This is a genomic window from Bacteroides sp. QWL-09 (genome assembly GCF_058683585.1).
In genome coordinates, this window is sequence record NZ_CM178748.1 from 929,912 (window position 1) to 956,263 (window position 26,352).

Annotated in this window: 19 protein-coding genes and 1 riboswitch; of the genes, 10 read left to right on the top strand and 9 right to left on the bottom strand. The window is 43.7% G+C overall.

Annotation, left to right across the window (positions count from 1 at the left end):
* Nucleotides 1-28: 28 nt before the first annotated feature.
* On the bottom strand, nucleotides 29-1,465 hold the full coding sequence (locus AC4PG5_RS03660; RefSeq protein WP_492030105.1) for a radical SAM protein: 1,437 nt from the start codon (nucleotides 1,463-1,465) through the stop codon (nucleotides 29-31).
* A gap of 883 nt (nucleotides 1,466-2,348) precedes the next feature.
* Here AC4PG5_RS03660 and AC4PG5_RS03665 point away from each other — a divergent pair.
* The 5 genes from AC4PG5_RS03665 to AC4PG5_RS03685 all read left to right on the top strand — a co-directional run bounded on the left by AC4PG5_RS03665 (nucleotide 2,349) and on the right by AC4PG5_RS03685 (nucleotide 12,296).
* Nucleotides 2,349-3,440: a FecR family protein gene (locus AC4PG5_RS03665; protein ID WP_492030106.1), complete on the top strand. Its 1,092-nt coding sequence runs from the start codon at nucleotides 2,349-2,351 to the stop codon at nucleotides 3,438-3,440.
* Nucleotides 3,441-3,556: 116 nt separating this feature from the next.
* Nucleotides 3,557-6,874: a TonB-dependent receptor gene (locus tag AC4PG5_RS03670; protein WP_492030107.1), complete on the top strand. Its 3,318-nt coding sequence runs from the start codon at nucleotides 3,557-3,559 to the stop codon at nucleotides 6,872-6,874.
* 11 nt (nucleotides 6,875-6,885) lie between these two features.
* Nucleotides 6,886-8,445, top strand: coding sequence for a RagB/SusD family nutrient uptake outer membrane protein (locus AC4PG5_RS03675; RefSeq protein ID WP_492030108.1), 1,560 nt, complete (start codon nucleotides 6,886-6,888; stop codon nucleotides 8,443-8,445).
* A gap of 122 nt (nucleotides 8,446-8,567) precedes the next feature.
* Entirely contained in the window at nucleotides 8,568-10,256 is a 1,689-nt protein-coding gene (locus AC4PG5_RS03680; RefSeq protein ID WP_492030109.1) for an alpha-amylase family glycosyl hydrolase, read from the top strand.
* 3 nt (nucleotides 10,257-10,259) lie between these two features.
* Complete coding sequence (locus AC4PG5_RS03685; protein WP_492030110.1) at nucleotides 10,260-12,296, top strand: kojibiose hydrolase; 2,037 nt, start codon at nucleotides 10,260-10,262, stop codon at nucleotides 12,294-12,296.
* On the opposite strand, the gene AC4PG5_RS03690 is transcribed toward AC4PG5_RS03685, so the two are convergent.
* The 6 genes from AC4PG5_RS03690 to AC4PG5_RS03715 form a co-directional block, all read right to left on the bottom strand.
* The gene (locus AC4PG5_RS03690) at nucleotides 12,247-12,864 is read right to left on the bottom strand and encodes an RNA polymerase sigma factor (protein ID WP_492030111.1); all 618 of its coding nucleotides are present in this window, start codon (nucleotides 12,862-12,864) and stop codon (nucleotides 12,247-12,249) included. The two genes, AC4PG5_RS03685 and AC4PG5_RS03690, sit on opposite strands and share 50 nt — an antisense overlap.
* Before the next feature lie 108 nt (nucleotides 12,865-12,972).
* On the bottom strand, nucleotides 12,973-15,348 hold the full coding sequence (locus tag AC4PG5_RS03695) for a TonB-dependent receptor (protein WP_492030112.1): 2,376 nt from the start codon (nucleotides 15,346-15,348) through the stop codon (nucleotides 12,973-12,975).
* A 313-nt stretch (nucleotides 15,349-15,661) separates the two neighbouring features.
* Nucleotides 15,662-16,012 carry a hypothetical protein gene (locus AC4PG5_RS03700; protein WP_492030113.1) on the bottom strand — a complete coding sequence of 117 codons (351 nt, stop codon included), beginning with the start codon at nucleotides 16,010-16,012 and terminating at the stop codon, nucleotides 15,662-15,664.
* A 76-nt stretch (nucleotides 16,013-16,088) separates the two neighbouring features.
* A complete protein-coding gene (locus tag AC4PG5_RS03705; RefSeq protein WP_492030114.1) occupies nucleotides 16,089-16,598 on the bottom strand; it encodes a Spy/CpxP family protein refolding chaperone in 510 nt (169 codons plus the stop codon).
* Entirely contained in the window at nucleotides 16,585-16,851 is a 267-nt protein-coding gene (locus AC4PG5_RS03710) for a hypothetical protein (RefSeq protein ID WP_492030115.1), read from the bottom strand. Before AC4PG5_RS03710 ends, AC4PG5_RS03705 begins: the two co-directional genes overlap by 14 nt.
* Nucleotides 16,852-16,879: 28 nt before the next feature.
* Nucleotides 16,880-17,419, bottom strand: coding sequence for an RNA polymerase sigma factor (locus AC4PG5_RS03715; RefSeq protein WP_492030116.1), 540 nt, complete (start codon nucleotides 17,417-17,419; stop codon nucleotides 16,880-16,882).
* Between the two features lie 347 nt (nucleotides 17,420-17,766).
* Here AC4PG5_RS03715 and AC4PG5_RS03720 point away from each other — a divergent pair, with 347 nt between their 5' ends.
* From AC4PG5_RS03720 to AC4PG5_RS03735, 4 genes are all read left to right on the top strand, one after another.
* On the top strand, nucleotides 17,767-18,093 hold the full coding sequence (locus AC4PG5_RS03720) for a PadR family transcriptional regulator (RefSeq protein ID WP_492030117.1): 327 nt from the start codon (nucleotides 17,767-17,769) through the stop codon (nucleotides 18,091-18,093).
* A gap of 19 nt (nucleotides 18,094-18,112) precedes the next feature.
* Nucleotides 18,113-19,216, top strand: coding sequence for a PspC domain-containing protein (locus tag AC4PG5_RS03725; protein WP_492030118.1), 1,104 nt, complete (start codon nucleotides 18,113-18,115; stop codon nucleotides 19,214-19,216).
* 108 nt (nucleotides 19,217-19,324) lie between these two features.
* Entirely contained in the window at nucleotides 19,325-20,320 is a 996-nt protein-coding gene (locus AC4PG5_RS03730) for an MBL fold metallo-hydrolase (RefSeq protein WP_492030119.1), read from the top strand.
* A gap of 54 nt (nucleotides 20,321-20,374) precedes the next feature.
* Nucleotides 20,375-20,881: a flavin reductase gene (locus AC4PG5_RS03735; RefSeq protein ID WP_492030120.1), complete on the top strand. Its 507-nt coding sequence runs from the start codon at nucleotides 20,375-20,377 to the stop codon at nucleotides 20,879-20,881.
* Nucleotides 20,882-21,036: 155 nt separating this feature from the next.
* Here the strand turns inward: AC4PG5_RS03735 and AC4PG5_RS03740 are convergent, their stop codons facing one another.
* Entirely contained in the window at nucleotides 21,037-22,392 is a 1,356-nt protein-coding gene (locus AC4PG5_RS03740) for a DUF5074 domain-containing protein (RefSeq protein WP_492030121.1), read from the bottom strand.
* Between the two features lie 57 nt (nucleotides 22,393-22,449).
* Nucleotides 22,450-22,689, bottom strand: a riboswitch (cobalamin riboswitch).
* A gap of 231 nt (nucleotides 22,690-22,920) precedes the next feature.
* On the opposite strand from AC4PG5_RS03740, the gene AC4PG5_RS03745 reads away from it, so the two are divergent.
* Nucleotides 22,921-23,883: an alkaline phosphatase family protein gene (locus AC4PG5_RS03745; protein WP_492030122.1), complete on the top strand. Its 963-nt coding sequence runs from the start codon at nucleotides 22,921-22,923 to the stop codon at nucleotides 23,881-23,883.
* Between the two features lie 198 nt (nucleotides 23,884-24,081).
* On the opposite strand, the gene dpp5 is transcribed toward AC4PG5_RS03745, so the two are convergent.
* Nucleotides 24,082-26,181: a dipeptidyl-peptidase Dpp5 gene (gene dpp5 / locus AC4PG5_RS03750; protein ID WP_492030123.1), complete on the bottom strand. Its 2,100-nt coding sequence runs from the start codon at nucleotides 26,179-26,181 to the stop codon at nucleotides 24,082-24,084.
* Nucleotides 26,182-26,352: the final 171 nt, after the last annotated feature.

Here is a 26,352-nt window from a genome sequence, read left to right on the forward strand (position 1 = left end):
TTTTTTTAATTAGACATTGAGAAACAGACTATTTGCTAGCTAAATACTCTTGTTTGATGATATTTAAATCGCTGATCAGATCCGTATCACTATACCCGCTGAGCTCATTAGCTTTTTCGAGGATATCGACCACCTCCTTTAGCGGAACTTCTTTCAGTTTATGCAGTGAAAGAGCCAAACCTTTCATGGCGTATGGGTTGTTGGGTGCCAGAGATAAAGCTGTTTTGTTCTCTTCCTTAGCTTTTGAATAGTTGCCACACATATATTCGGCATAGCCTTTCAACAGATAAGCATCAATGCATTCGGGTTCGAGACTGATCACTTTTTCTGTCATCAATGCCGCTTCTTGCAAGTCGCCTTTCTGTACCGCTATCTGAGCATCATAAAACAACTGTTTTGAATCGATCTGTTCGCCGATCTTCCGACTTAAGGCTTTTAAATAGTTATTGTACGTGCAGTAATGATTTTCACCGTAAATCGTATTTTGAGTCGTTAAACGCGTATTGGTACATCCTCCCAGACATCGACTGCCATAGATACATCGCTTACAATTGCCAGATAGTTGTTCCTTCTTCATCCCTCTGCGCCAAGCAAAAGATTGCTCATCGTTCCAAATATCACTCAAAGAGCGTTCACGAAGATTTCCCTCAATAAACTGTCGGTCGCGCACGGATGTACACCCGATAATGTCGCCATTATGCAGAAGTCCGAAGCCCCGAATGCCGGCATTACATCCATCCCAAAGCGTGTTGCTCGTTTGATATGACGCTTGACGAACCTCTTGTTCTTTCAAATCGTAATAACCGATACAATCGGCCGGGAATATCTTGATTCGTCCTTCACGGGAGGTCTGAAAACAAAAATCAATAATGTCGTTCATCTGAACAGGATCAAGCACCCATTCTTTATGTGCAGCCATATTGCCCATTGGTAAGCCAATCTGAACTTGCCACGAACGAACTCCCATCTCGATCAACTCTTCTTTCAGTTGAGAAAGAATATTGATGTTCCGTTTGGAAAGGGTAGTGATGGCGCCCACTTCGACGCCCAACTTCCGCAAGGCTAAGATCCCTTCTTTATCATGTTGATACGACCGAGGTTTGCGGATACTATCATGAATCTGTTCCGTTCCATCGATGCTCACCGCCACAGTGTCTACGCCGGCTTCTTTCAGCATAGCTGCTTTCTCCTTTAGCAACCATCCATTCGTAATGACATTGGTGGTGATGCCAACCTTCTTCAGTTGTTTAATCAAGAGAGGAAGATCTTTCCTTATCAATGGTTCTCCACCTGAAAGGGTGATCCACTTGAGACCCATCTGACTCATTTCATTAATAACAGCTAGAGCTTCATTGGTAGTCAACTCATCGATTAGGGGCTGTTGACACGATGAACCGCAATGTTTGCAGTTCATATTACACCCCATGGTGACTTCCCATACGGCGGTTACGGGTTGGTACTTCATCTGTAATTGTTTAATATGTAAATATTCTAACACGCTGATAAACAAAAAGTTTGCTTCACTTTTATTTTTAACTATTGTTTAAAACTATAAAATAAAAACTTAAAGACAGATCATTCCTCATCAGGTAAAGAGGAGAAAATTGGCACGATTCTTCATTAATACGATCGTGTAATAAATGATTCTTTCCATTCTATTCTATCACGATTGTATTGATGTCATTGATGTCATTGATGTCATTGATATAAACTACTGTTGCGCAGACATAGAACCGTGATGTGCAGGTCTGGAATAGTGTTGTATCGAAATAAAGCAATGATGTGTACGTATAAAAACGCTGTTGTGCAGCATGGTCGTTGCCCCCAGTTATAAATTACTGCTTCAGTGTATTTAATGGTTGTCATGCTTTGTTTAGCCGTAACGAAACGACGCTTTGTCATTACTAAACCGTCATTTCTTGAGCCCTCAAACGTGGGCTCTTCAGCCTTCGAACGAAAACCGATGAGCCCTCGAACGAGGGCTGAAGAGCCCTGCTTCGAGGGCTCAAGAAACAAGACTTAGCCGGCAATTAAAGGGCTTTTGAGAAAAAATAAATTCAATAAGAAAAGTCATTAATAATGGGGTGCTAAAAAACTCTTGAACTGTCTTCTAAGCTCCACCAAGCAATTTGTCCTAATTCTCTCGATGTTATTTCTAGATTAATCCCTTTGTTATTTCTACTAATCCACTCTAAACGATCAACTTATTATGAAATGACAATTCTCTTTAATCGGTTGGAGGGAATCGTATGAGTGGTCTTTTTTATTTTATTTAAAAAAAATCGATTTAGGTGAGTACAAATCTTACGGCCGACTGTATAGCTTATACAAGAGTTAATCTAAACAGTATGAATAGACCAATACCCAAACTACCATTTGATATGGAAACTTTGAAGCATCTCATCCAAAAGAGTGAACCGCTCTTAACCTTGGACGAAAAAAGGCAGATGTTTCAAGGTATTGAACAACGGACCATAAAAAACAGAAAATCCATCAAACCCTTCCGCACTTGGTGGGTTGCTGCATCGATCATAACCATAATATTTACATTGAGTTTCTGGTTCTATTTCGATACGAGTTCGTCACCTTACCAACGATTGGCCAATTTGGTGAATGTCGATACCTTAAAACAAGTCTCTTTATTCATTGACGACCAACGATTAGATCTCCCGAAACAATCGGAGATTGCCGTTTTGACCAATGGCGTTGAGGTTAGACCACTAGACGGAGAGGCTTTCAAGATCTCATCCTCCGAAGCTCGACAGAGCTATGCACAGGTCGCTGTTCCCAAAGGACAGAAAGTAAAGATTACGCTGTCCGATGGTTCACGCATCACCCTTCGCGAAGAATCGAAGCTCATCTTTCCATTAGCTTTCAAAGCTAGTAAACGTACGGTACATCTTGTCGGTGAGGCCTATATGCAGATTGCACACGACGATTCCAAACGTTTTGTAACCCTGACCGACAAACTGAATGTTTCGGTGTTAGGAACGCAATTTTTGGTATCGGCCTATCCCAATCGGGTAGATCAATCGGTCTTACTCGTTTCAGGAAAAGTAGAAGTCGAACCTCAAAAAGGGAAAAAGGTGATTTTGAAACCTAATGAACAGCTGATATACAGTACTCAAACGCAAGCCATGACACTCAAACGAGAGCTTGATCCAATGCCGTTGATCGGTTGGAAAGAAGATCTGATGATTATTCATGAAGAATCGCTGAGTCAGGTCTTGAAGCATATCGAAGAGATCTACAAAATCGATTTAACCTACGATTGGACGGAATTGGAGAAGATCAAAATCAACGGTAAACTAGACATGAGCGTGCCTGTTGACGAACTCTTCGACCGTTTAAGCAAAATAGCCCCAATTAAAGTCGTCCGAAAGCAAAATCAAATCTTCATAAACGTAGAATCCTTAAAAACGCAAAAGCCTATGAATTAAGATAAGAAACAAGATAAGAAACCAGAAAACAAAAAGGCCGGAAAGATATTCGCGGTATCTCCCCGGCCAGTGCGACTTTGACAATTAATCTTTTAATAACCAAAATCTAGTAAATAATGAAGAATAAACATTATTTCTGCAATTATACGCATTTTCTGCGTAATAAGTTTGTACTGACAAGTTATATTTTATTTATCTGGGGGGCTTCTCCGCTGCCGATATCGGCCTCTGCATCCCCAAAAATCATGATTGCTCAGGAGAAAGAGATCACGCTTAAAGTGACAGACACTCCGATTCATCAAGTATTGCCACTTATCGAGAAACAAAGCAAATATGTCTTTGCCTACAACAGTTCGGTGGTTAACCTCAATAAAAAGGTGACTCTCAACATCCGCTCTTCATCGATCAATGAAGTCATGGGAGCCTTACTGAAAGGAACCAATATCGCCTACGAAGTTTCTGATCGTCAGATCCTTCTCTTCATTAAGAATGACGAACAGAAAGGACGTTCAAAAGCTGTAAATGCCACAGGTGTGGTTCGTGATGAGAACAACGAGCCTCTGATTGGTGTGAGCGTACAGGTTAAGGGGACAGGACAAGGAACCATTACCGACATCGACGGTCGATATACGCTTCAGACTGAAAGCGGAAAGACTCTACAATTCTCCTATGTGGGATACAAACCGATAGAATTATCACCGTCGAACATGATGAACGTTCGTATGGAAAGTGATACAAAAGTCCTGAATGAAGTCGTCGTGGTGGGCTACGGTACAATGAAGAAATCGGACTTGACCGGATCGGTGGCTAGTGTGAAATCGGACAACTTCAACAAGGGTTTGGTGACTTCACCGTCACAACTCATCCAAGGTCGGGTGTCGGGAGTGAATATGACGAACAACGGTGGAGAGCCCGGAGGTGGCGTGACCATTCGTGTGCGCGGATCGAACTCCATTCGCTCCGGTCAGGATCCACTTTATGTTGTCGATGGCGTGCCTTTGGATGTTTCGGACGACCAGCAGCCTTCCGGAGCAAACGTGGCCGGTGTGGGCGGTAATGCGACAAAAAATCCTCTGAACTTCCTCAATCCGGACGATATTGAGTCGATCGACGTGTTGAAAGATGCTTCGGCAACGGCTATTTACGGAGCTCGTGGTGCAAACGGTGTGATCATTGTGACTACGAAAAAGGGACGCGACGGACAAAGTCAGGTGAGTTACTCCACTTACGGAAGCATCTCTGTGTTGCCAAAACAATATGAGATGTTGGATGCCGATCGTTATCGCACGTTTGCCAAAGAGAAGAATGTCACCATAGAAGATGGTGGAGCCAACACCAATTGGCAAGACGAGATTTTCCGCACCGCTTATTCGCATAATCACAACTTATCGATCACCGGTGGATTTAAAAACGGTAACTATCGTGCATCTATCAGCTTCCAAGATCAAGAGGGTATCGTGAAGCGTACCGGCATGAAGAAATATACGGGTAGAATGTTTATTAGTCAGAAGGCACTCAATAATCGGTTGAATATTGAAGCCAGCCTCACCGCAACACGCACCAACGACCAACGAGTGCCCATCGGTGAATCGGGTGGCTTTGAAGGGGATGTGCTACTCTCGGCGTTGAAGGTGAACCCGACTTATCCCATCTATAATGCCGACGGGACGTATTTCCAAAAGAGTAAGGATGTTCGTAATCCGGTAGCCATGATTAATCTCACAGACGACCGTACAACAACCGATCGCATATTGGCGAATATCAACACGACGCTCGACATTTGGAAGGGTTTGAAGTATAAGATGAATATGGCCTTCGACGAGACAAAGGCTAGTCGTAAGGTCACACAAGACAAGGCCTTGATCTACCTTACCGATAAGGGTACGGCGGATATCAACAATGTTGAATCGAGCAACTTCCTGATTGAAAACTACTTAACGTACGACTTCAATATCGGCACCAAGCACCGCTTTAACTTATTGGCCGGACACTCGTATCAACGCTTCCGCAACTATCGTTATGGCTTCTCGGAAACAGGTTTTGAGGTGGACGACATTCGTTATATCTACAACTTATCGTTTGGCAAACAAACACAGATCTATGGTTCTTCCAGCATCTTAGTCAATGAGTTACAGTCGTTCTTCGGACGTATTAACTACAACTTGATGGATAAGTATTTGTTGACGATGAATTTCCGTGCCGACGGATCAACTCGATTTGGGGAGAATAAGAAAACGGGATTCTTCCCATCGGCAGCTTTGGCTTGGCGTATGAGCGAAGAACAGTTTGTAAAGGACTTAAACACTTTCGATAACCTCAAGCTGAGATTGGGATGGGGTATTACCGGTAATCAAGAGATTCCGAACAAGATCTCTCAAGTATCATTGGGTAGCAGTAGCATTGCTTCCGGCGGAGCCATCTTAGATGGGGGCAATACGGTCGTACCCGGAGTGACGTTGCTGCGCACACCAAACCCTGATATCCAATGGGAACGTACCGAACAAGTGAATCTCGGACTCGATTTTGCGATCCTTAAAAACCGCTTGAGTGGTACGATCGACTACTTCTCAAAGACTACTCGTGACGTATTACTGGAAGTGAACTCTATCGGTCCGTCGCCAACTCCAAAAGTATGGAGGAATGTACGCGACATGAAGATCGTAAATAAAGGTTGGGAGTTCGGACTAAATGGTCTATTGATCAACTCCAAAGATTGGCATTGGGACATGGGAGTTAACTTCTCGACCATCAAGAATGAGGTGAAGAATTTGCCGATGTCATACTTAACCACCGGTCAGCCGAGTGGCCCGGGTATTGATGGGTTCAACTCACAGATCATCAAGAGTGGTTATCCGATCGGTACCTTCTGGGGATATCATTTCTTGGGATTCGACGAGGACGGAAAGAGTTTATATGAGGTGGATGCCGATGGCAAGAAGGTTGAGAAGTGCATTGGTAATGCTCAGCCGGACTTTACACTCAACTTCAATACCACGGTGTCTTGGAAGAACTTCGACTTAGGATTGTTCTTTAACGGGGTATTTGGTAATGATGTCTACAACAACTTAGGTAATGTGATGGATCATCTGAGCTTATTCTCAAAGGGATTCAATACGACACCTCATGCGACCACACAACCGGAATCGCTCGATAATATTCTCGACTATTCGAGCCGTTACATCGAAGACGGATCGTATTTACGTTTGAGTAGTGCCACATTGGGATACACCGTTCCGTTGAAGAATAAGAAGTGGATCAGCAATATGAAGGTAACGTTGACGGGCAATAACTTGTTTGTGATCACCGGATATAGCGGCTACGATCCCGAAGTTAATGCCAATAGAACGAAAAATGGCGTACCATCGTTAGGCATTGGATGGACAACTTATCCGATGGCCCGTAGCTTTAGTCTTGGTGTAACTGTTGATTTTTAAAAAGAAGACCTATGAAAAAATATAAATTGATAGCATATACGGTACTTATGGCTTTGTTCACAGCCTCTTGTACCGACCTAAAAGAAGAAATACTAAATGAGGTGGATGGCAGTAAGACGATCTCGAAGAGTGAAAGTGCTCAAATGATTGTGGCTCCGGTCTACGCTTACCTGCGTGACTTACAAAGCCGTACAGGGGTGTGGTTGGTGATGGAGAGCGTGACCGACGAGGTGGCTTTCCCGACACGTGGAACCGACTGGAACAACGCTAGTTACCGCACGCTCTTTACGCATGAGTATGACGATAAGAATACGTATATCAAATACACATGGGATAGCTTCATGATTGGATTGAGCCGTTGTAATATTGCTTTGCAATACCTCACTCAATTCGAACCGACCGATGAGATTACTAACTACATCAACGAGACCAAGTTTATACGAGCGTTAGTGATGTACCAACTGATGGATTGCTTCGGTCAGTTCCCGATGCGTGAATATACCGAAATCGATTATTCCGCTCAGCCACACATCATGCAACGTTCGGAGGCTGTGGCTCGTATCGAGAAAGAACTTTTGGAGATCATCCCGGTATTGAAACTCAAAGGTGAGGTGCCTTATGGACGAATCACTCGTGCTGCAGCACAAACACTCTTAGCCAAATTGTACCTCAATCACCAAGTTTACACGGGCACTGCTCCGACGTTTAGCGACGGACAAGGGAAGTGGAAAGAGGCGATAGCGGTTTGTGACGAGATCATCAACTCGAAGAAATATGTCTTGGCGGACGATTATTGGAAGCTTTATATGGCCTTTAATGAAGAGTATTCGAATCAGACTGAGACCATTCTGCCGATTATCTACAACATGACTGCCGGCTTGAAGGGCATCGATTGGCTGAACATTACGTTGCACTATAATCAGACGTTTGGCACCTTCAAGGGGATGTGGAACGGCTGTTGCACGACACCGGATTTCCTTAGCACCTGGGAGGTTACCGACCCTCGTTATCAGGATAACCGTTTGAAGAGTCAGATCGGCTTTAACTTGGGTATCTTGGTGGGACAGCAATACGACTTGACAGGCAACAAGTTGAAAACGCGTACCGGGGCCGATTTGATTTATACTCCGGAGTTTAGCATTCAGAACTCAGGAGAGGCACAAGGGGCACGTGTGGTGAAATATGCCCCGGATCCGGCATCAACTTACGGAAATAAGAGCGAAAACGATTTCCAATATTATCGTCTATCGGATATTTATTTGATCCGCGCGGAAGCTAAATTCCGTAATAAGGATGTTGCAGGAGCTTTGGTCGATATCAATGCCGTTCGTACCAAACGCGGCGTTCGTCCATACGAGTTGAATGAGTTGACTCTAGAACAGATCTATAACGAACGTGGTTACGAGTTTTATTGGGACGGCCCTTCTCGTCGAAACGATATGATTCGCTTTAATCATTACTGTGCTGCCAGATATGAGAAGCCGGCTTCGGAACCTTTTAAGATTCTGTTGCCTATTCCGTTGAGCGCAAAAGAGGCCAATATCGATCTTACTCAAAATCCGGGATATTAAACTGAAACAGACAGGTATTAGTCTTATATAGTTGAAGAATCAAGCTCTGTTTAGGCCGACAACATCTGTTGTTTCTCCTTTACAGAGCTTTTTTCATACGGACGACTAACAACAATTAAAACATGAAAAAGAACCTTATGATTTGGAGCTTGATGCTCACTTTGCTTTCTGGCGTACAGGCACAAGAGCATTCTTTCCATCTTCCACAGTGGATTGAAAAGGCGGTGTTTTATCAGATTTACCCACAGAGCTATCAAGATACCAACGGCGATGGGATAGGAGATCTCAAAGGTATTATCAGTCGTTTGGATTATATCCGATCGATCGGGTGCAATACCATCTGGCTAAACCCTTGCTTTCATTCTGCTTTTAAGGATGCCGGGTACGATGTCATTGACTTTTATCGAGTGGCTCCGCGATACGGAACAAATGATGATCTCCGTCGTCTATTTGAAGCGGCTCACCAACGAGGGATGCGTGTCGTGCTCGACCTTGTGGCGGGGCACTCTTCCGATCGTTCGCCTTGGTTTCACTATTCGCAGATGAAAAAGCGTAATGCTTATACCGATCGGTATATTTGGACCAACGACTCGACCATTCGACCGGATCGGTTCGTAGCAGGAACGTTCGAACGCAACGGAACCTATCGAAAAAACTATTTCGACTGTCAGCCGGCATTGAACTATGGTTATGGCGAGCCCAATCCGAACGCTCCTTGGGAACAACCGGTCGATGCTCCGGGGCCGACCGCCACACGACAAGAGTTAATACACATCATCGACTATTGGATGCAAATGGGGTGCGACGGCTTTCGGGTCGACATGGCCGGTTCGTTGGTCAAGAATGATCCGGAGTTGAAAGGAACCACAGCTCTTTGGCAGGAGGTGCGTCGTCATTTCCAAGCGTTGTATCCCGAAGGTATCTTATTGGCCGAATGGAGCAATCCGCAGAAGGCGCTGAAGGTGGGCTTTATGATGGATTTCATCATCCACTTCGGACAAACGGGATATCGGGAACTAATGTTTAATGAGGTGGGGACTTATCGCCGAGATACTTGCTATTTCGACCGTCGGGGCATAGGAAGTCCCGAACGTTACATCAAGAACCTTTACGATTGCTTGCAAGTGGCCGATACGACGGGACATCTTTGTATCCCGACCGGCAATCACGACTTCCAACGCATCCGTTGTGGGCAACGGGATGATTTGAGAGAGGTACAGACTGCTTTAGCCTTTTTCCTTACGCAACCGGGAGTGCCTTGTCTCTATTATGGGGATGAGATCGGCATGCGTTTCATCGACGGATTGCCCGATAAGGAAGGCAGTCTTCTGAGTAAAGGCAATCGTGCCGGATCACGCACCCCGATGCAATGGGACGAAAGTGCCGGAGCCGGCTTCTCGAGCGCCTCACCGGAACAGTTTTACCTTCCTATTGATGCGTTGAATGATCGTCCCAATGTGGGAAGTCAACAAGCTGATTCCTCTTCGACATTGAATATGGTTCGCACATTGTTGCGCCTGCGGGAAACTTATCCGGCTCTGGCTTGTCGCGGATCGATTGAGTTCCTGACTTCTGCTCGTCAGCCGTATCCCATGGTTTACGAACGTCGGAAAGGATCTCAACGTTTGCTGATCTGTATCAATCCTTCCGGTCGAATCACAAAAACCTCTTATCGCTTCTCTAAGGGTGTTCGCTCTTTTTTACCTATCTTTGTCACTCCGGGGTGCGAGAAACCGAAGCTGACCGTGAAAGGGAATAAAGTGCTTCTTGAAACGCCGGCGTTATCTTTTGGCATTTACTTAATACACTAAACTATGATAAAAAAAACAGTTCTAGCCTGCTTCATCGGATTTCTGACGATTCATCACGTGCAGGCTCAAGATCCTTGGCAGATTACGGCAACCGATATACAGGCCGATCAGTACTATGGGGTGACCGTGGGCAACGGGATGTTGGGTCTTGTCTCATCGCCCGAACCCCTGAAAACCAGTACGGTCGTTTTAGGCGGTAGCTACGATAAATATGGTCGGGGACGAGTCAGCAATTTCTTGAACGGATTCAACATGCTCAATGTCTCCATGGCTATCGACGGTCGGACGATCAACAAACAGAATATTGAGGGTTTCACGCAAACGCTCGATATGAAAGGCGCGCAACATCGTTCCACCTTTTCGGTGCCCGGTAAAGCACAACTATCGTACAGCTATCTGGCTTTGCGACAATTGCCTTATTGTGCCATGCTCGTCGTGGAAGTGCATCCAACAGCCGATTTCAATTTGACGGTCACCAATATCCAGGAGATTCCGGATGCTTTCAGAAACGGACAGATGGATTATAACGAACTCTATCGGAAACACGCGACGATCCAATTACTGTCCACTCAAGCAGATAGTCCCACCGAACGTCTAAAAATAAGCGCAACCTCAACGTTCTTATTTCCTGATGCTGTGGGACAGGAGCCTAAAGTGGTGCACAACACACCCAACAGTAATAGTCACTACATGAAGTTCAACCGCCTCCTAAAAAAAGGAGAGACGTATCGATTCTGCATTATCGGGGCTACGCTAACCTCAGCTCATCATCCGGATCCGACCAATGAATCGGAACGACTGGCCATCTTTGCTCGCTTAGAAGGCTACGAACGATTGATGAAACGCCACACCGACCTTTGGAGCGACCTTTGGCAGAGTGACATTGAGATCGAAGGCGATGCACAAGCTCAGCAGGATGTTCATAACATGATCTATCATCTCTATTCGTTTGTTCGCGAAGGATCGGCGCTTTCTGTTTCGCCAATGGGACTCTCCGGGTTGGGCTACAACGGACATGTGTTTTGGGATGCCGACACGTGGATTTTCCCGGCTTTACTAATGCTTAAACCGGCATTGGCTAAATCGCTGATCGACTATCGGTTTAAGCGTCTAGAAGCTGCACGGCAAAATGCCTTTGAGCATGGGTATAGAGGAGCGATGTTCCCTTGGGAAAGTGCCGATAGTGGTTGTGAGGAGACGCCGGTATGGGCGCTGACCGGCACATTCGAACATCATGTCACCGGATGTGTGGCTTTAGCGGCTTGGAACTATTATCGGGTGACACAAGACTTGAATTGGTTACGTGAAGAGGGCTATCCGATGCTAAAAGCGACCGCCGAGTTTTGGGCCGATCGCGTAGAACGCAGTGGCGATGGGAAGTATCATATTCGGAATGTGGTAGCCGCCGATGAGTGGGCCGAGAATGTGGATGATAATGCCTATACCAATGGAGTAGCCATCTGTAACCTTCGCGCCGCTACACAAGCGGCACAGCTATTGAAGCAGTCGCCCGACCCGCAATGGAAGAGAATAGCCGATGGCTTGGTGATCTTGTCTTTACCCGACGGAACAACGCGTGAACACGCCACTTATCAGGGAGAACCGATCAAACAAGCCGATGTGAATCTGTTGGCTTATCCGCTTGGACTCATCACTCGCAACGAACAAATTAAGAAGGACTTGCAGTATTACGAGACTCGGGTACCGGAGAAGGGCACGCCGGCCATGACGCAAGCAATCTTTTCACTGCTTTACGCTCGCTTGGGCGATGCTGATAAAGCCGGTCACTTCTTTAAAGATGCTTATCTGCCAAATCTAAACCCACCGTTTAGAGTGATCGCCGAGACAAAAGGCGGAACAAATCCTTATTTCATAACCGGTGCCGGAGGGGTACTTCAAACCATTCTGATGGGATTCGGGGGACTTGCCATCACCGATCAAGGCGTTGTGCAAGAGTCGTCCGGTGTTCTACCGTCGGGTTGGAAAAAGATTACTTTGAAAGGTATTGGAGTAAAAGGAGCGACATACTCGCGGAAGTAGAAACAGCTTGTAGTTGCTGACGAAGTTTCGTCATGGCCCGATACAAAAGATTTCTCGTTGACTGATAGCTCATTCCCAACAAATCGGGAATATCGGTCAGCGGGATTTCTTGTATATAGTAGAGGTAAATGGCTTCCCGTTGACGAGGGGACAATTCCTTCAACGCTTTAGCTAATTCTTGCTTCACCTCATCGTCATAACGTTCTTCGACCTCATCGAAAGCCTTCTCGGAGAGTAATTCAATCTCAAAAACAATCTCTTCGCTGTCATCCAGACGAACCATCGGTCGGCTGCTGAATGCGTTAATCAGCGCCCGTTTTAAAGCCACAAAAAGGTAACCCTTAACCGATACCGTTTCCCGAAGATTCTCTCGGTTATGATACAGCTTCACAAAGACATCCTGAATCGTATCTTTCACCAGCTCCCCGTCGGTGGTCATCTTCCTTCCATAGGCATACATCGCATCGACATAAGTATGAAACAGCAAACTAAAAGCCTGTTGTTCTCCTGCTCGGAAAGCACTCCAAAGTTCTTGTTCCGTTGAGTAGATAGGTAACTGATGTCTCATACGATTCACTTTACCCACCAAAGATATAAAATCTTTTGAATACCGATTTGGTGTTACTAACGAGATTTCAAAAAAACATGCGTCAGCGTTTGCATTGAACCATGGCGACTAATACTCAAACACCAGTCCAATGGTCGGAATGACACTACCGCTCTGCTGGCGAATCGACTTCATGACATATCGTTGTTCATCAATAGGGGCTTCAGGATTGGCAATCACCCCCGTGCTCATCAAAACATCCGGCTGTTTGTACTTACTCCCGGTAAGGTTTTGGATGTCGATGTAAAAACCGAGCATACAACGTTTCAAGTAGAAGGTCTTGTCGATTCGAAGGTCGACTTGGGTATAGGCATCCGACCGCTCTTGATGATATCTTGAATAGTCGAGATAAGAAGCCAAGCGAGCGTTCCATGCTTGCACAAGCGACGATTTATCCTCATCGTAAGGCGTATAGGGTGCCCCACCAATACTACTGACCTTGAGTCCGATGCTCCATTGTTTAGGCAACATGTACGTTCCTCGTAAATCGAAAAGATAACGGTTGTCCCAGGTTGAAGGGATATATTCACTTAACTCATTGTTTCGATACTCACTCTTAAAGAGAGTCAGCGAAGAACTTAAGTTCAGCTTTTGAGCGATCAGCCACTTAAACAGAACCTCTACGCCATACGACCGTCCGGTGGCCGAAGAGACGAGTTCCTCAGTACCAACCACTCCATAATCGTTGCCTTTACAAGCTAAAGGGATATTATCGGTCAACGATAGCGGTATCTTGTCGTACGACTTATAGAAACCTTCGACCGACAGTTCGATTTCATTCCCTCGCTGCCAAGTCAGGCCTATCCCGGTTTGTCCCACACGCTGGTAGAGAAGGTGTTTATTCAGTAACGTTCCTTGCTGGTTCTTGTACCCCAAAGCCGTATACGGCGGAAGTTGATAATAAATTCCCATATTACCGTTTGCCGTCCACTCATCGGTCAGCCGATAAGAAAGCGACAGGCGAGGGGAGAGCTGGTTTGATAGATCGCGCATCGACGACGAATAATCGGCTGCATCAGCCCTTAAGCCTAAAGAAGCGTTGAACTGTTCATTGGGCGACGTATAGCTGATCGTTCCAAACACGCCCCATTGCATCAATCCGAGATAAGTCTCGTAATCGTAAACCCGCGGAACGGTCGTAAACGCTTTCTCGTACGTCCGATTCGAATACTGATGATAGTCGACATTCACTCCGATTCCCAACTTCAAATGAGGCAAATTCGTCGTATTTTCAAGACGTAACTTCGTAGCTTGTTCCACCGAACGATAGTTCAACGTTAGGTAATCCGGATCGTCAGTCCGATTATCACGGTATTTGATCGCCCGATTATTGAAATAACTCTGACTCAGCACCACCGATCGCACATTTCGTCCCACATAATGGCGGTAAACCGCTCCTAAAGTAAACGTCTCCTGCTCGTTCTTCGGCAAAGAGCTCAATATATATTCATTTTCTTCACCATCCGCTTTGTCGTTCAATCTCAGTCGGTCGACTCCTCCGAGCCCGAGTATCGTAAGCTCATGATGGGCATCAAAACGCGTTTTGATCTTAAACTGAGCATCAGTATAGGTTGGCAGAAACGGCAGTTTCAGCATCTTAAACAAGAACTGGAGATACGACTGACGGACGGAGACTTGATAAGAGGTCTTCTTACCGAGATAGCCGTTTGAAGCTAGCGATACCTCCGACGCCCCCAAAGTGGCCTTGACCGATCGACGTTCCATATCCCCGTCGCGCAACTTAAAGTCGAGTACCGAACTCAGCACATTCCCCTTACTGGCCGGGAACGCCCCACTATAAAAGTTCACCTCTCGAATCAAATCCGCATTAATCAGTCCCACAGGTCCTCCGGAAGCCCCTTGTGTGGCAAAGTGGTTGATATTCGGAATCTCTACATCATCTAAGAAGAACCGATTTTCCGAAGGCGATCCACCTCGTACGATAAGATCGTTCCGATAGCTTGCGGGCGAGAAAGCTACCCCCGGATAGCCTTGTATGACGCGTGAGATATCTCTATTTGCTCCGGGACTTTTTTCAATCTCCTGCAAACCGATGATACGCAAACTGAGTGGACTTTCGATATTCTTCCGAAAAGGAGAGGCCGTGACAGAAACTTCTTGCAGATCGACCGTACTCTCTTCCATCTCAAGGACTAGATTAAGATCTTTTGTCGATACGATATACTCCGGCGTAATCAGCGTTTTATAACCGATGGCACTGAGCTGTAACCGATAAATGCCCGGTGGCACCTCGTCGATATTGAATACTCCTTTAGCATCTGTGACGACTCCTCTGTTCAGTCCAAGGACAATGACATTGATAAATTCCAGAGGTTCGCGTCCCGATTCGTCGATCACGCGGCCTTTAATATGTCTGGTTGGCTGTGCAACGACCATTAACGGCATAAATATGAAAATCAAGGAAATAATGTAGCGTGTTCTCATGTTGTTATCTGGTAAAATGAGTCATTAATCAGATCATTGGCTGAATGATGAATTAAATGACGGATAAAACTAATTTATTAATAAACATTTTTCCATGAAAAAAGGTTTTAATTCCTGGACTTATTTGTATCATAATTTTATCTATTCACCGAAATTAGACTCAGAATTGTCGCTTCTTTGAAAAGAATGAAAAGGCCTTGTTACGAGAATCCGAAAACTCCGAACAAGGCCTTTTTAATCAAAAAACATCCAATGTATTTCGATCAACCGTCAGACCGTAAAGACTGTCGTGACATTGATCATCCATACCGGATTATTTATTCTTGCAGCATTCTTTTTTAGTTGCACATTCTTTCTTAGATGTACATTCACCTTTAGATGCCTTTGTACATGACTTCTTTCCGTCTTTAGTACATTCCTTCTTGCATTCGCTCTTACACTGAGATTTACATTCGCTCTTTTGGTCGCATTTGCTCATCTTAGCATCTTTACAACCTGACTTACAAGTTCCGTTTTCCTTGTTATCACATTTACCGTTTTTGTCTTTATCTACACAGCAAGTTTTTGCCTTTTCTGGTTGTTTAGCCTGAGTTTTGTTTTGAGCGAAAGCTAAAGTTGATACAAACATCATCATTAAAGCAGCAGCAAATAATTTAGTTTTCATACGAATCATTTTTTTAAATTAATAATCTATTTTAATTAAATCTATATCATTATCATTTAGTCTTTTTTTTATCCGGCTAATTTTTCTTCATCCGACAGCACCCTTTTGAGCCGGCAGCTGGACAAGCCTTGAATAATGGACGGAAAACCGTCGACAGCTTATCTTGTTGCTCAGGACGACACATCTGTTTGAGCGTCAAATAGAACTGTGCTGTTTCAATCTTCAGCTTTCGGTGTTGCTTACCAATCTCTTCCGCAATCGAACGGATCTTAGCTTCATCGGGTTCATCCGAATCGAGTACCTTAAACATGTCCTGTTTCAACCGTTCAATCTCACCGACGGTCACGACCGCTTTTGTTTTAAACTTCTGGTTTTCAGATTTAAAAAGAGCCATCTGACTATCGTCGAAATGCAGTTCATTTCTAAAGAATGCTCCGTTTAGGGGAGGAGTGTCCTGTTCGATAGTGATAGTAGGCGGAGCCAACGGGTGATAAGAGCGGTAAATAATCGTTCCGATAGTGACCACATTAAGGGTGAGCAATAAAATAACGACCCACCAAAGCGTTGTATATTTATTTATTCTCATCGGATGTAAAGAGCGTTAAGTTTTCAATATGTTCATCGTTGATCGACAAATAATTAGCTTGCCTATATTGATTCCCAAGCGTCACGCCTAAAGCAACAACGATAGCGAATCCGGCTGCTATTGCACCTGCTTGCCAGAGTCGAAGCGTCCGTTGTGGCTTCGAATGCGCAAGGTTATTCAAGATCTTATCCGCCAAAAAAGGCGACGGTTCGATCTTTTTTTGTTGTGCAATATAGTCGTTCAATTCTTTCATGTCATTCAATTTATACGGTTAGACCTTTTTATTTTCTATTTCCTATGGTCGGAGTGAGTTTTTTTTGCAGATTCGTTTTGGCACGAATCAACAATTGTTCGACCGCCCCTTCACTGATTCCCATAATCTGTGCGACTTCTTTCTGGGGCAACTCCTCATAACGCAATAAAACAAAAGCGGTGCGTTGTTTATCGGGCAACGAGTCAATGGCTGCTGCCACCCTTCGTTCACTCTCTTGCTGCTCCAGTTCCTCTTGAGGATTACATCCGTCGCTCTCTAAGTTTAAGAGCTTTCTGACAGCTTCTTCTCCAAGTTGAAGCCAACCTTTTCTATTTTTAATATTGATATAGTTTAATGATAGGTTGATCGTAATACGATAGAGCCAAGTCGAGACTTCCGCGTCTCCACGGAAATGTCCCCAAGCGCGATAAGCCCTTAAAAACGCTTCTTGCGTCAAATCCTCCGCATCTTCTTTGTTATGAACAAATCCCAACGCCGTTCTGAACACCATTGGATGGTATTCTCTCACGATCTTTTCAAAAGTGATATGTTCTGCTTTATTGCTCATATATCCACATTAGACTCTAGTTTTATCGTATTCCTATGGGTATTGTGAAAAAAGTATTGTACAAAAATAATAATCTTATCCGACTTCCTCATCTTTTCGGTGTCGGATTTGTTATAAGTAAGGTGTTTCACCATGATTGCACAAAGTCGTCACTTATTGATAGAAAAACAGTCAACCGATAAACGACCTATATATAAAGGTCTAAGGTTGTTTTTTGTTTGAAGATTGATCACAAATCATTCTTTCTTAGAATTATTTTTTAGTTAATAAACCACAATATATAGTATTATGCAATACATAGTACCAAAATTATACATAGATTTGTGCATACCAAAAAAAACAAAGCTATGAATGTAGATAATGTAAAGTCGCAAATGAGAAAAGGCATGCTGGAATATTGCATCATGCTTTTGTTGCATAAGGAGTCGGCTTACGCTTCAGACATCATTCAGAAGTTGAAAGAAGCCAAGCTCATTGTGGTTGAAGGAACACTTTATCCGTTACTGACCAGATTGAAAAACGATGATTTATTGAGTTATGAATGGATCGAATCGACTCAGGGGCCCCCAAGGAAGTATTACCAGCTGACCGAAAAAGGGAAGCTGTTCCTTAACGAACTTGAACTCTCGTGGAAGGAGTTGAACGAAACAGTCGATCACATTGCCAATAGTTAAACCGATAAAATAAATAATAATGAAAAAAACATTAACAATCAACCTAGGAGGTACCGTCTATCACATTGATGAGGATGCTTACCGACTGTTGGATAACTACTTATCCAATTTGAAACATCATTTCCGCAAGCAGAAAGGTGCAGAAGAAATTGTAACGGACATTGAGAACCGTATCGCTGAACTCTTTGGAGAAAAACTCCAAGGTGGTCGCCAAGTGATCTCTATTCACGATGTGGAAGAGGTGATTGCACAAGTCGGCAAACCGGAAGATTTTGCAGACGACACTGCTGAAGAGGAACCCAACAAAGATCAAACGCATAGCAGCGAACAAAAGAGTACCTATACCCAGTCGTCCGGAACAGCTTACCGTAAATTGTATCGTGATATCGATGATAGAGTTTTAGCTGGGGTAGCTTCAGGATTAGCAGCTTACTTCAATTGGGATGTGGCCCTTGTACGCATCTTGATGGTAGCCTTGATATTTGTACCCTATGTTCCTATCGTATTGATATACATCATTCTATGGATTGTTGTTCCGGAAGCCGTCACCGCAGCTGAAAAATTAAAGATGCGCGGTGAAGCGGTAACCCTAGAAAATATTGGGAAGACAGTGACCGACGGATTTGAAAGAGTATCGAATGGCGTAAACGACTATGTACGGTCGGGTAAACCTCGTTCATTTCTTCAACAAGTCGGTGATGCTCTCGTCAGTATAGCTTCCTTTGTATTTAAACTATTCGTCGTTGCTCTGCTCATCGTATGCTTCCCCGTACTTTTTGCTTTGGCCGTTGCTTTTGTAGCCCTCATTATTGGGTTGATTGCTGCTGCCATTGGAGGAGGAGCCTTACTGTTTAACATCATGCCGGATATTAACTGGACACCGCTTATGTCGGTATCTCCACTGCTCACCATTGCCGGAACATGGGGCGGAGTAGCCTTGATAGGCATACCTTTAGCCGGGTTGGTCTACACCTTAATCCGTCAGCTGTTTAACTGGCCACCGATGAACGCCACAGCGAAGTGGGTGCTCTTTGTCCTTTGGGTCATCGGATTGGTACTCTTTATCATAAACCTATCAGCACTAGGTTGGCAATTTCCCTTATATGGACTTCATGTGATTTAAATAAACTTTCGATTTCATAAAAAAAGTGTTCCGAGGTGTGTGTGCGGGACACTTTTTTTATTTTCTATTTTTTTGCTATGTTTGCATTATTATTTAAGGTAAAAAGATATGGGCGAACACATTTGTTTTAGAAGAAATGAACGTCTAGGTAGCGTTAATCCCTATTGGCGCGGAAATCCAGTGGTACGTGGCCGCTTTTTCAACCGACAGCATCGTCATCGTCCCGGAATGGGCAATTTTCTCAAATGGAGATTGTCTTCTAATCCCCAACGCAAGGAAAAGAAGACGAATAAGTGGGAACCGGAAATCTGCTATTTGCACACGCTCGATCATGTAGTTGGTGATAGCCTCATTTGGTTGGGACATAACTCCTTCTTTCTTCAGTTGGGACACCAACGTATCATGTTCGATCCGGTGTTCGGACATATCCCTTTTGTCCGTCGTCAAAGTGAGTTCCCGGCACATCCAGACGTCTTTACCAATATCGACTATCTGCTGATCAGTCACGACCATTTTGATCATCTTGACAAGAAAAGTATCGGTCGCCTTCTACGCAATAATCCTCAGATGAAATTGTTCTGTGGATTAGGTACCGGCAGCTTGGTTAAGCGATGGTTCCCTAAGCTGGAAGTCATCGAAGCGGGGTGGTATCAACAAACGGCTGATGAGCATCTAAAGATCACCTTCCTTCCGGCTCAACATTGGAGCAAACGTTCCATACGAGATGGCGGACAGCGACTATGGGGAGCTTTCATGCTACAAGTCGAAGGGTTGTCGCTTTACTACAGTGGTGATACCGGCTATTCGAAACATTTCAAAGAGATACCCGATCTGTTTGGTGCACCCGATTATGCATTATTGGGCATCGGGGCTTACAAACCTCGTTGGTTTATGCGTCCGAACCATATCTCGCCTCATGAATCGATTACCGCCGCTGAAGAGATGGGAGCAAAGATCACCATCCCGATGCATTACGGCACATTCGACCTCTCCGACGAACCTCTTCACGATCCGCCACAAGTGTTTAAGACTGAAGCGAAACGACGGAATATCCGTTATGAATTACCTTTTATTGGCGAGGTCGTCAAATTGCGACGTCAATAGAAAAGAATGATCTGAATAACCTATAAGATTAAAAAATATAATCCATTAAGACCGATGAAAGAATTACAATTAAGCGAACTAAACGAAAACGTCTTCGATATCCTCAGAAAGGAATGGATGTTAGTGACTGCCGGTACAATAGACCATTTCAATACGATGACTGCCAGTTGGGGTGGGATAGGATGGTTGTGGAACAAGCCGGTTGCTTTCGTTTTTGTCCGTCCCGAACGCTATACTTACGAATTCACCGAAAAGCACGACACGCTGACTCTAACCTTTCTAGGTCAGGAAAATCAATCGATTCATGCCGTATGTGGCAAGAAATCGGGTCGGAATACTGATAAGATCAAGGAAACGGGATTAAAGCCGATCGCTTCGGCTAGTGGAAATGTTTTGTTTGAGCAAGGACGCCTGAGCTTGGAATGTCGCAAACTCTATACCGACCTCATAGAGCCGGAACGATTCATCGACCCTACGCTGATCGATCATTGGTACGATGAAGCCCATGGAGGTTTCCACAAGATGTACGTGGTAGAAATCGAACACATCTGGGTAAAATAAAACCTATAGATGGATAAATAGATAAAACAATCGTTCATCTCTGAAAGAGATCAAAACAAACTTGCCGGATAGTCGTTTTCAAAGCTACTATCCGGCAATTCCTTTTTGATAAGAGATTAGAATAAGTCTAATGATCTATTTAAAAACAGTTGTTTTTATTTATAATAAGCAACCACGCTGTTCCCGTTAGCCACTCCGGTTTGGAAAGCATATTTAATCTCTTTCGTTTGTGGATTAAGAATGACGACATCTTGTCCCATACCGGTTAAGAAAAGATCGTCTGTTCCATTAATCTGACCAATATGATATTCCATCAACATTTCGATGCCAACGCTACTCAAGTTAAAATCGAGTTCCGTCACCGCATCTGTTGCCGGATCTAAAACATAAGAACTCCCTTTATAAGACGTCCAGTCAAAAGAGCAAGCATAAAGCTGACCGTTCATCATGGTCATATTGCCTACTTTTAGCCCTGTAACTTCGGTAATCTGATCATTGGCTGTAGTCAATTTAAAGAGCTTATAAGTATTATAATTGGTGCTAAAATAGATCGTTCCTTTGGCGGCTGAAACAATGCCGGTAGGGTTCTTCTCTGTGGTAATCACTTTATCTTCCTGCATCTTTCCCGGATCGACAACTGAGATCTTATTGTCCTCTCCTTGTCCGGAGTTGCAGACATAAATTTTACCGTCATTATAGCAAAGGTTCTCGGCTAAAGTACCGCTCAATGCAGCATGAGCATCTAAAGTCAGCGACAACGTGTCTAAACGTACCACTTCATTAGAATAGCTACTGATGTAAGCCTTACCGCCTTCAAAAATGATATTACGAGGTTTTGCAGGCGCCCCTTTAGCATCAACAAAGGGAATACGCTTAATCGACTTCCCATCGGCCGGATTGATCACCTCAATATAATTGGTCCCTTCGGTGGCTGCTGCTCCAAAACCAGGACCTGTCACCACACAATACATCTTACTTCCGTAAATTTTGAGATCGTTGCCGGTGTCTCCCAATGCTGTTCCGTTTATTGCCACAAATTGCTTCTTCAATAATTGTTTGGTCGCGACATCGTACCATGCTAATTCCGTATTTCCTTTGCCGGCATACCCTTCGCTTAAAATCCAATACCCCACAAGCTCCGGTTTCTTTTGCTGCTCAATCTTCAGATTAAGTGATTTTCCGGAAAGAGAGGTTAAGATCAGTTCGGTTGAACGTGCGGCATAATCGGCATTCGGTTGTACTGTAACCGTCAACTCTTTATTTCCTTCGGCATAATTCAAACTTCGGGTAGCCACTTCATCTTTAACCACTACCGTAACCCAATCGGGCAGACTGTTCATCGACCACTCTTCATTACTCGTCAAAGAAAAGCTTTGTTCACCACCTTCATAAGAGAATGCTAGGTTATCGACTTCCAAATCAGTGGCTAACTGTGACACAAAATCGTCGTGACTACAAGCCACAAAGCCAAGCATAGCGAATAACATCGCTAACAAATGAATCTTTTTCATGTTGTAAATAAATAAATGTATAATAAAAAGGTTGAATAATATTCCAGTCCACGGGAACTTATTTCGTCTATTTTGGCAGGTCTTCTGACTTACTCTTCCGAATGCATCCTTCCCAAAAGATGTTCTCTATAACCTTTATAAAAAAGGGAGACCATGTTTCAGTGGTAATGAGTATGGCATACGGATTTTGGTTGAGCTTACAGCAGCGGGTCTGTTCAGGACTTACACCTGATTCCCTTTTCATTACTCATTTCGAAGATTATGGAAATGGGTAACACCAAAATTCATGTAGCAAAGATAGTAAAAACATCCGATATCAAAAGTTATTGCTGTAGATAACACTCCATTTCCACAAGCGCTTTTATAGGGTACAACAGAGTCCAATTGCTCCTCAAAAGATTGAGCATCTTATGACTACATAAAGATTGAACCTTACACTACTTTTAAAATAGATTTTGTACATTTGTCGTTGGTACGAGAAAGAAGAGTCCGTACCCAACGCACACAAATACTAATTTTAAATCTATTATGGACCATTCAAAAAGAAATTTTCTTAAGGAAGGATTGGCCGGTGCCATCACGTTAGGAGCACTATCTCTGCCTGAGCCAATAAAAGCATTTACTCGTAAAAAGGAAAAAGCAAAACAAATCGCCCAACATCTTGTTATGATTAGCTTAGACGGTATATGCGTCGAAGGCTTTCAGAAGGCAAACACGCCCAATTTGGATAAATTGTTGGCTCAAGGCGCACTCTCGATTAAAACTCGTGTTGTCATGCCTTCGGTGACCTTGCCCAACTGGACTAGTCATCTAACCGGTAGCGGACCTGAACAACATGGGGTAGTGGATAACTCTTGGGAGATCTCAAAATACAAGTTACCGGCTATCGAGACTGACGATGAGGGGTATTATCCTTCTGTTTTTAAGGTCTTAAAAGATCAGATGCCGGAGATCAAAACAGCGTTTTATTACAATTGGGCTCCGCTCATCAACCCATACAACAAGAAATACTTTGATGAGATTTCCTTTTTAGAGGAAGACGGCTATCGTGCAAATTACGATAAAGCCTTCAACTTTCTAGTGACTAATCGAGCTAACTCAACCTTAACCTTTCTCTATTCAGTTCATACCGACCATGCCGGACATAAGTATAAATGGATGTCTCCGGAGTATATCCGTTCGATTGAAGAAGCCGATGTTGAGATCGGAAGTCTTATTGATAGACTAAAACAAAACGATTTATATCAAAACACTCATTTTATGTTCCTATCAGATCATGGAGGCCTTGAATATGGACACGGAGGAGTCAGTACGCATGAAATGATTGTTCCTTGGGGCATTACCGGTGCAAAGATTAAAGAAGGATTTATCATCGAAGAAGCCAATAATACGGTCAACACGGCTTCAGTCATCTTATTCTTATTTGGGGCGAAGCAACCGAAACCATGGACAGGAGAGGTCCCATATTCGATATTCAAAGAAAACTTATAAGGAATAAGAATCAAGGAAGCTTGAGGATCGATCTGCATAAACAGATCATCCGATCTTTAGGATAAATTGCTCGAACGTCCTCTATTACGAAATTAGCCGATTTTTGTATGCTTAGATACAAAAATCGGCTAATTATTTGATGAAATAAAAACTCGTTAAATCATTAAACTTAACTTTCTATTTCTTTTTCATCTGTTATTATTTTGCCTGAGGCTTCAACCATTTATCGAGCCATTCGAAGTACGTACGTTGCCAAAGGACTCCATTTTGAGGTTTAAGTACCCAGTGATTTTCATCAGGATAAATCAGCAATTGTGCCGGAACACCACGCATAATTGCGGCATCGAATGCAGCCATGGCTTGGTTTGCTAAGATGCGATAGTCTTTCTCGCCATGGATACATAGAATAGGAGTATCCCATTTATCGACAAACTGATGAGGTGAGTTCGCAAACGTCCGTTGAGCAATTGGGTTCTGTTTTTCCCAATAAGCGCCACCCATATCCCAGTTAGCAAACCATTTCTCCTCGGTCTCTAAATATTGCATTTCCATATTGAAGATACCATCGTGAGCAATGAATGCTTTGAAACGTTTGTTGTGATGACCGGCTAACCAATAAACAGAGAAGCCTCCGAAACTAGCACCAACGCAACCTAAACGATCCTTGTCGACAAACGGTTCCTTAGCCATCTCGTCAATAGCCGTGAAGTAGTCTCTCATACATTGACCACCGTAATCGCCACTGATCTGCTCGTTCCATTCCAAACCAAATCCCGGTAATCCACGACGATTCGGAGCCACAATGATATAATCATTTGCGGCCATAATCTGGAAGTTCCAACGGTACGACCAGAATTGGCTGACCGGACTCTGAGGTCCACCTTCACAGAATAATAGGGTAGGGTATTTCTTGTTAGGATCGAAATGAGGAGGATAAATGACCCAAGTCAACATCTGCTTACCATCCGTTGTCTTCATCCAACGGCCTTCTACTTTACCAAAGTCCATCTGATCGTATAGATGCTTGTTTTCTTGAGTCAGTTGAGTGGTATGACCATCCAAATTAACGGCATAAATCTCATCACCCATACTCATCGAATGACGCTTTGCCATTAATTTATCATTGCACAAAGCCAATCCTTCATAATCGTACATCCCTGATGTTATCGGCTTAATACTATCATTCGACAGATTTAAAGTATAGATGTGTGTCTCACCATGCCATACGCCGGTGAAGTAGATGGTTTGAGCATCTTTACTCCAAACAAACTCGTTAATATTCGAGTCGAAGGCTTTGCTCACGAATCTCTTTTCGCCTGTAGCCAAATCCATCACAAACAAACGGTTCTGATCTGCTTCGTATCCATCACGCTCCATGCTCAACCAAGCCACCGATTTTCCATCAGGCGAGAATTGAGGATTGGTATCGTAACCTTTGTTTTCTTCGGTGATATTGGTCTCTTTCTTACTTTTCAAATCGTAAACATAGATATCCGAATTGGTAGAAAGAGCATAAGCCAATCCTGTTTTCTTACGAGATGTGTAAGCAATCTTATCAGAAGTAGTATTCCAAGCCAATTGTTCTATACCCCCCCAAGGTTTCATCGGACTCTCATAAGGTTGTCCTTCCATAATATCGGTTACGTTGCTCAAAGTCTCTCCATTAAAATCGGCAATAAACGGATGAGGAGCTGTTGTCACCCATTCATCCCAATGTTTATACATCAAGTCGTTGACAACAATACCCGAAGCTTTAGGTAGATCCGGATATTTATCTGCAGTCGATTTCACCGTTTTAACCTGTGCAATGAACAAGATTTTTTTCTCATCAGGAGAAAATGAGAAGCCTTCGAGATCGCCTTCATAGTGACTCAACTGCTTGCGGTCTGTTCCGTCCGGGCTCATCTCGTAAAGCTGACTGCTACCGTCGTCATTGCTTAAAAATGCAATCTTTGTTCCATTTTTAATCCATACGGCTCCATTCTCTTGAAAAGTAGTACGGGTGATTTGTTGATTCTCTGTGCCATCGGCATTCATGACAAACACCTCACGGTTACTCTTGTTCTCAGGGATACTGTAATAAGCTACCGAATAAACGACCTTTTGTCCATCGGGCGATACCGACAATCCACCAATACGTCCCATAGCCCACAAAGCTTCCGGAGTCATGCGTTTACCGTCAATTTTCAAATCCGATTTCTCAATAAGCACCTGGTCTGTTTCCCCGGCTTGTTTTGCTCCGCCGCAGGAAGCTAACATCATTGCTGCCGACATGATAAATAAACTGGTTTGTTTCATAAGTATTTTAAATTGTAATAGCAGCAAACAGCAAGACATCAAAACCATCAGCTTACTATTTGCTCAATGAATAGTTATATAATCAACTGACGAAGATACTGTTTTTTTATTTGATTAACAGAGTTTAATTGAGAAAAAAACAATCAAATCAGTCCCTAACACGAATCGTCG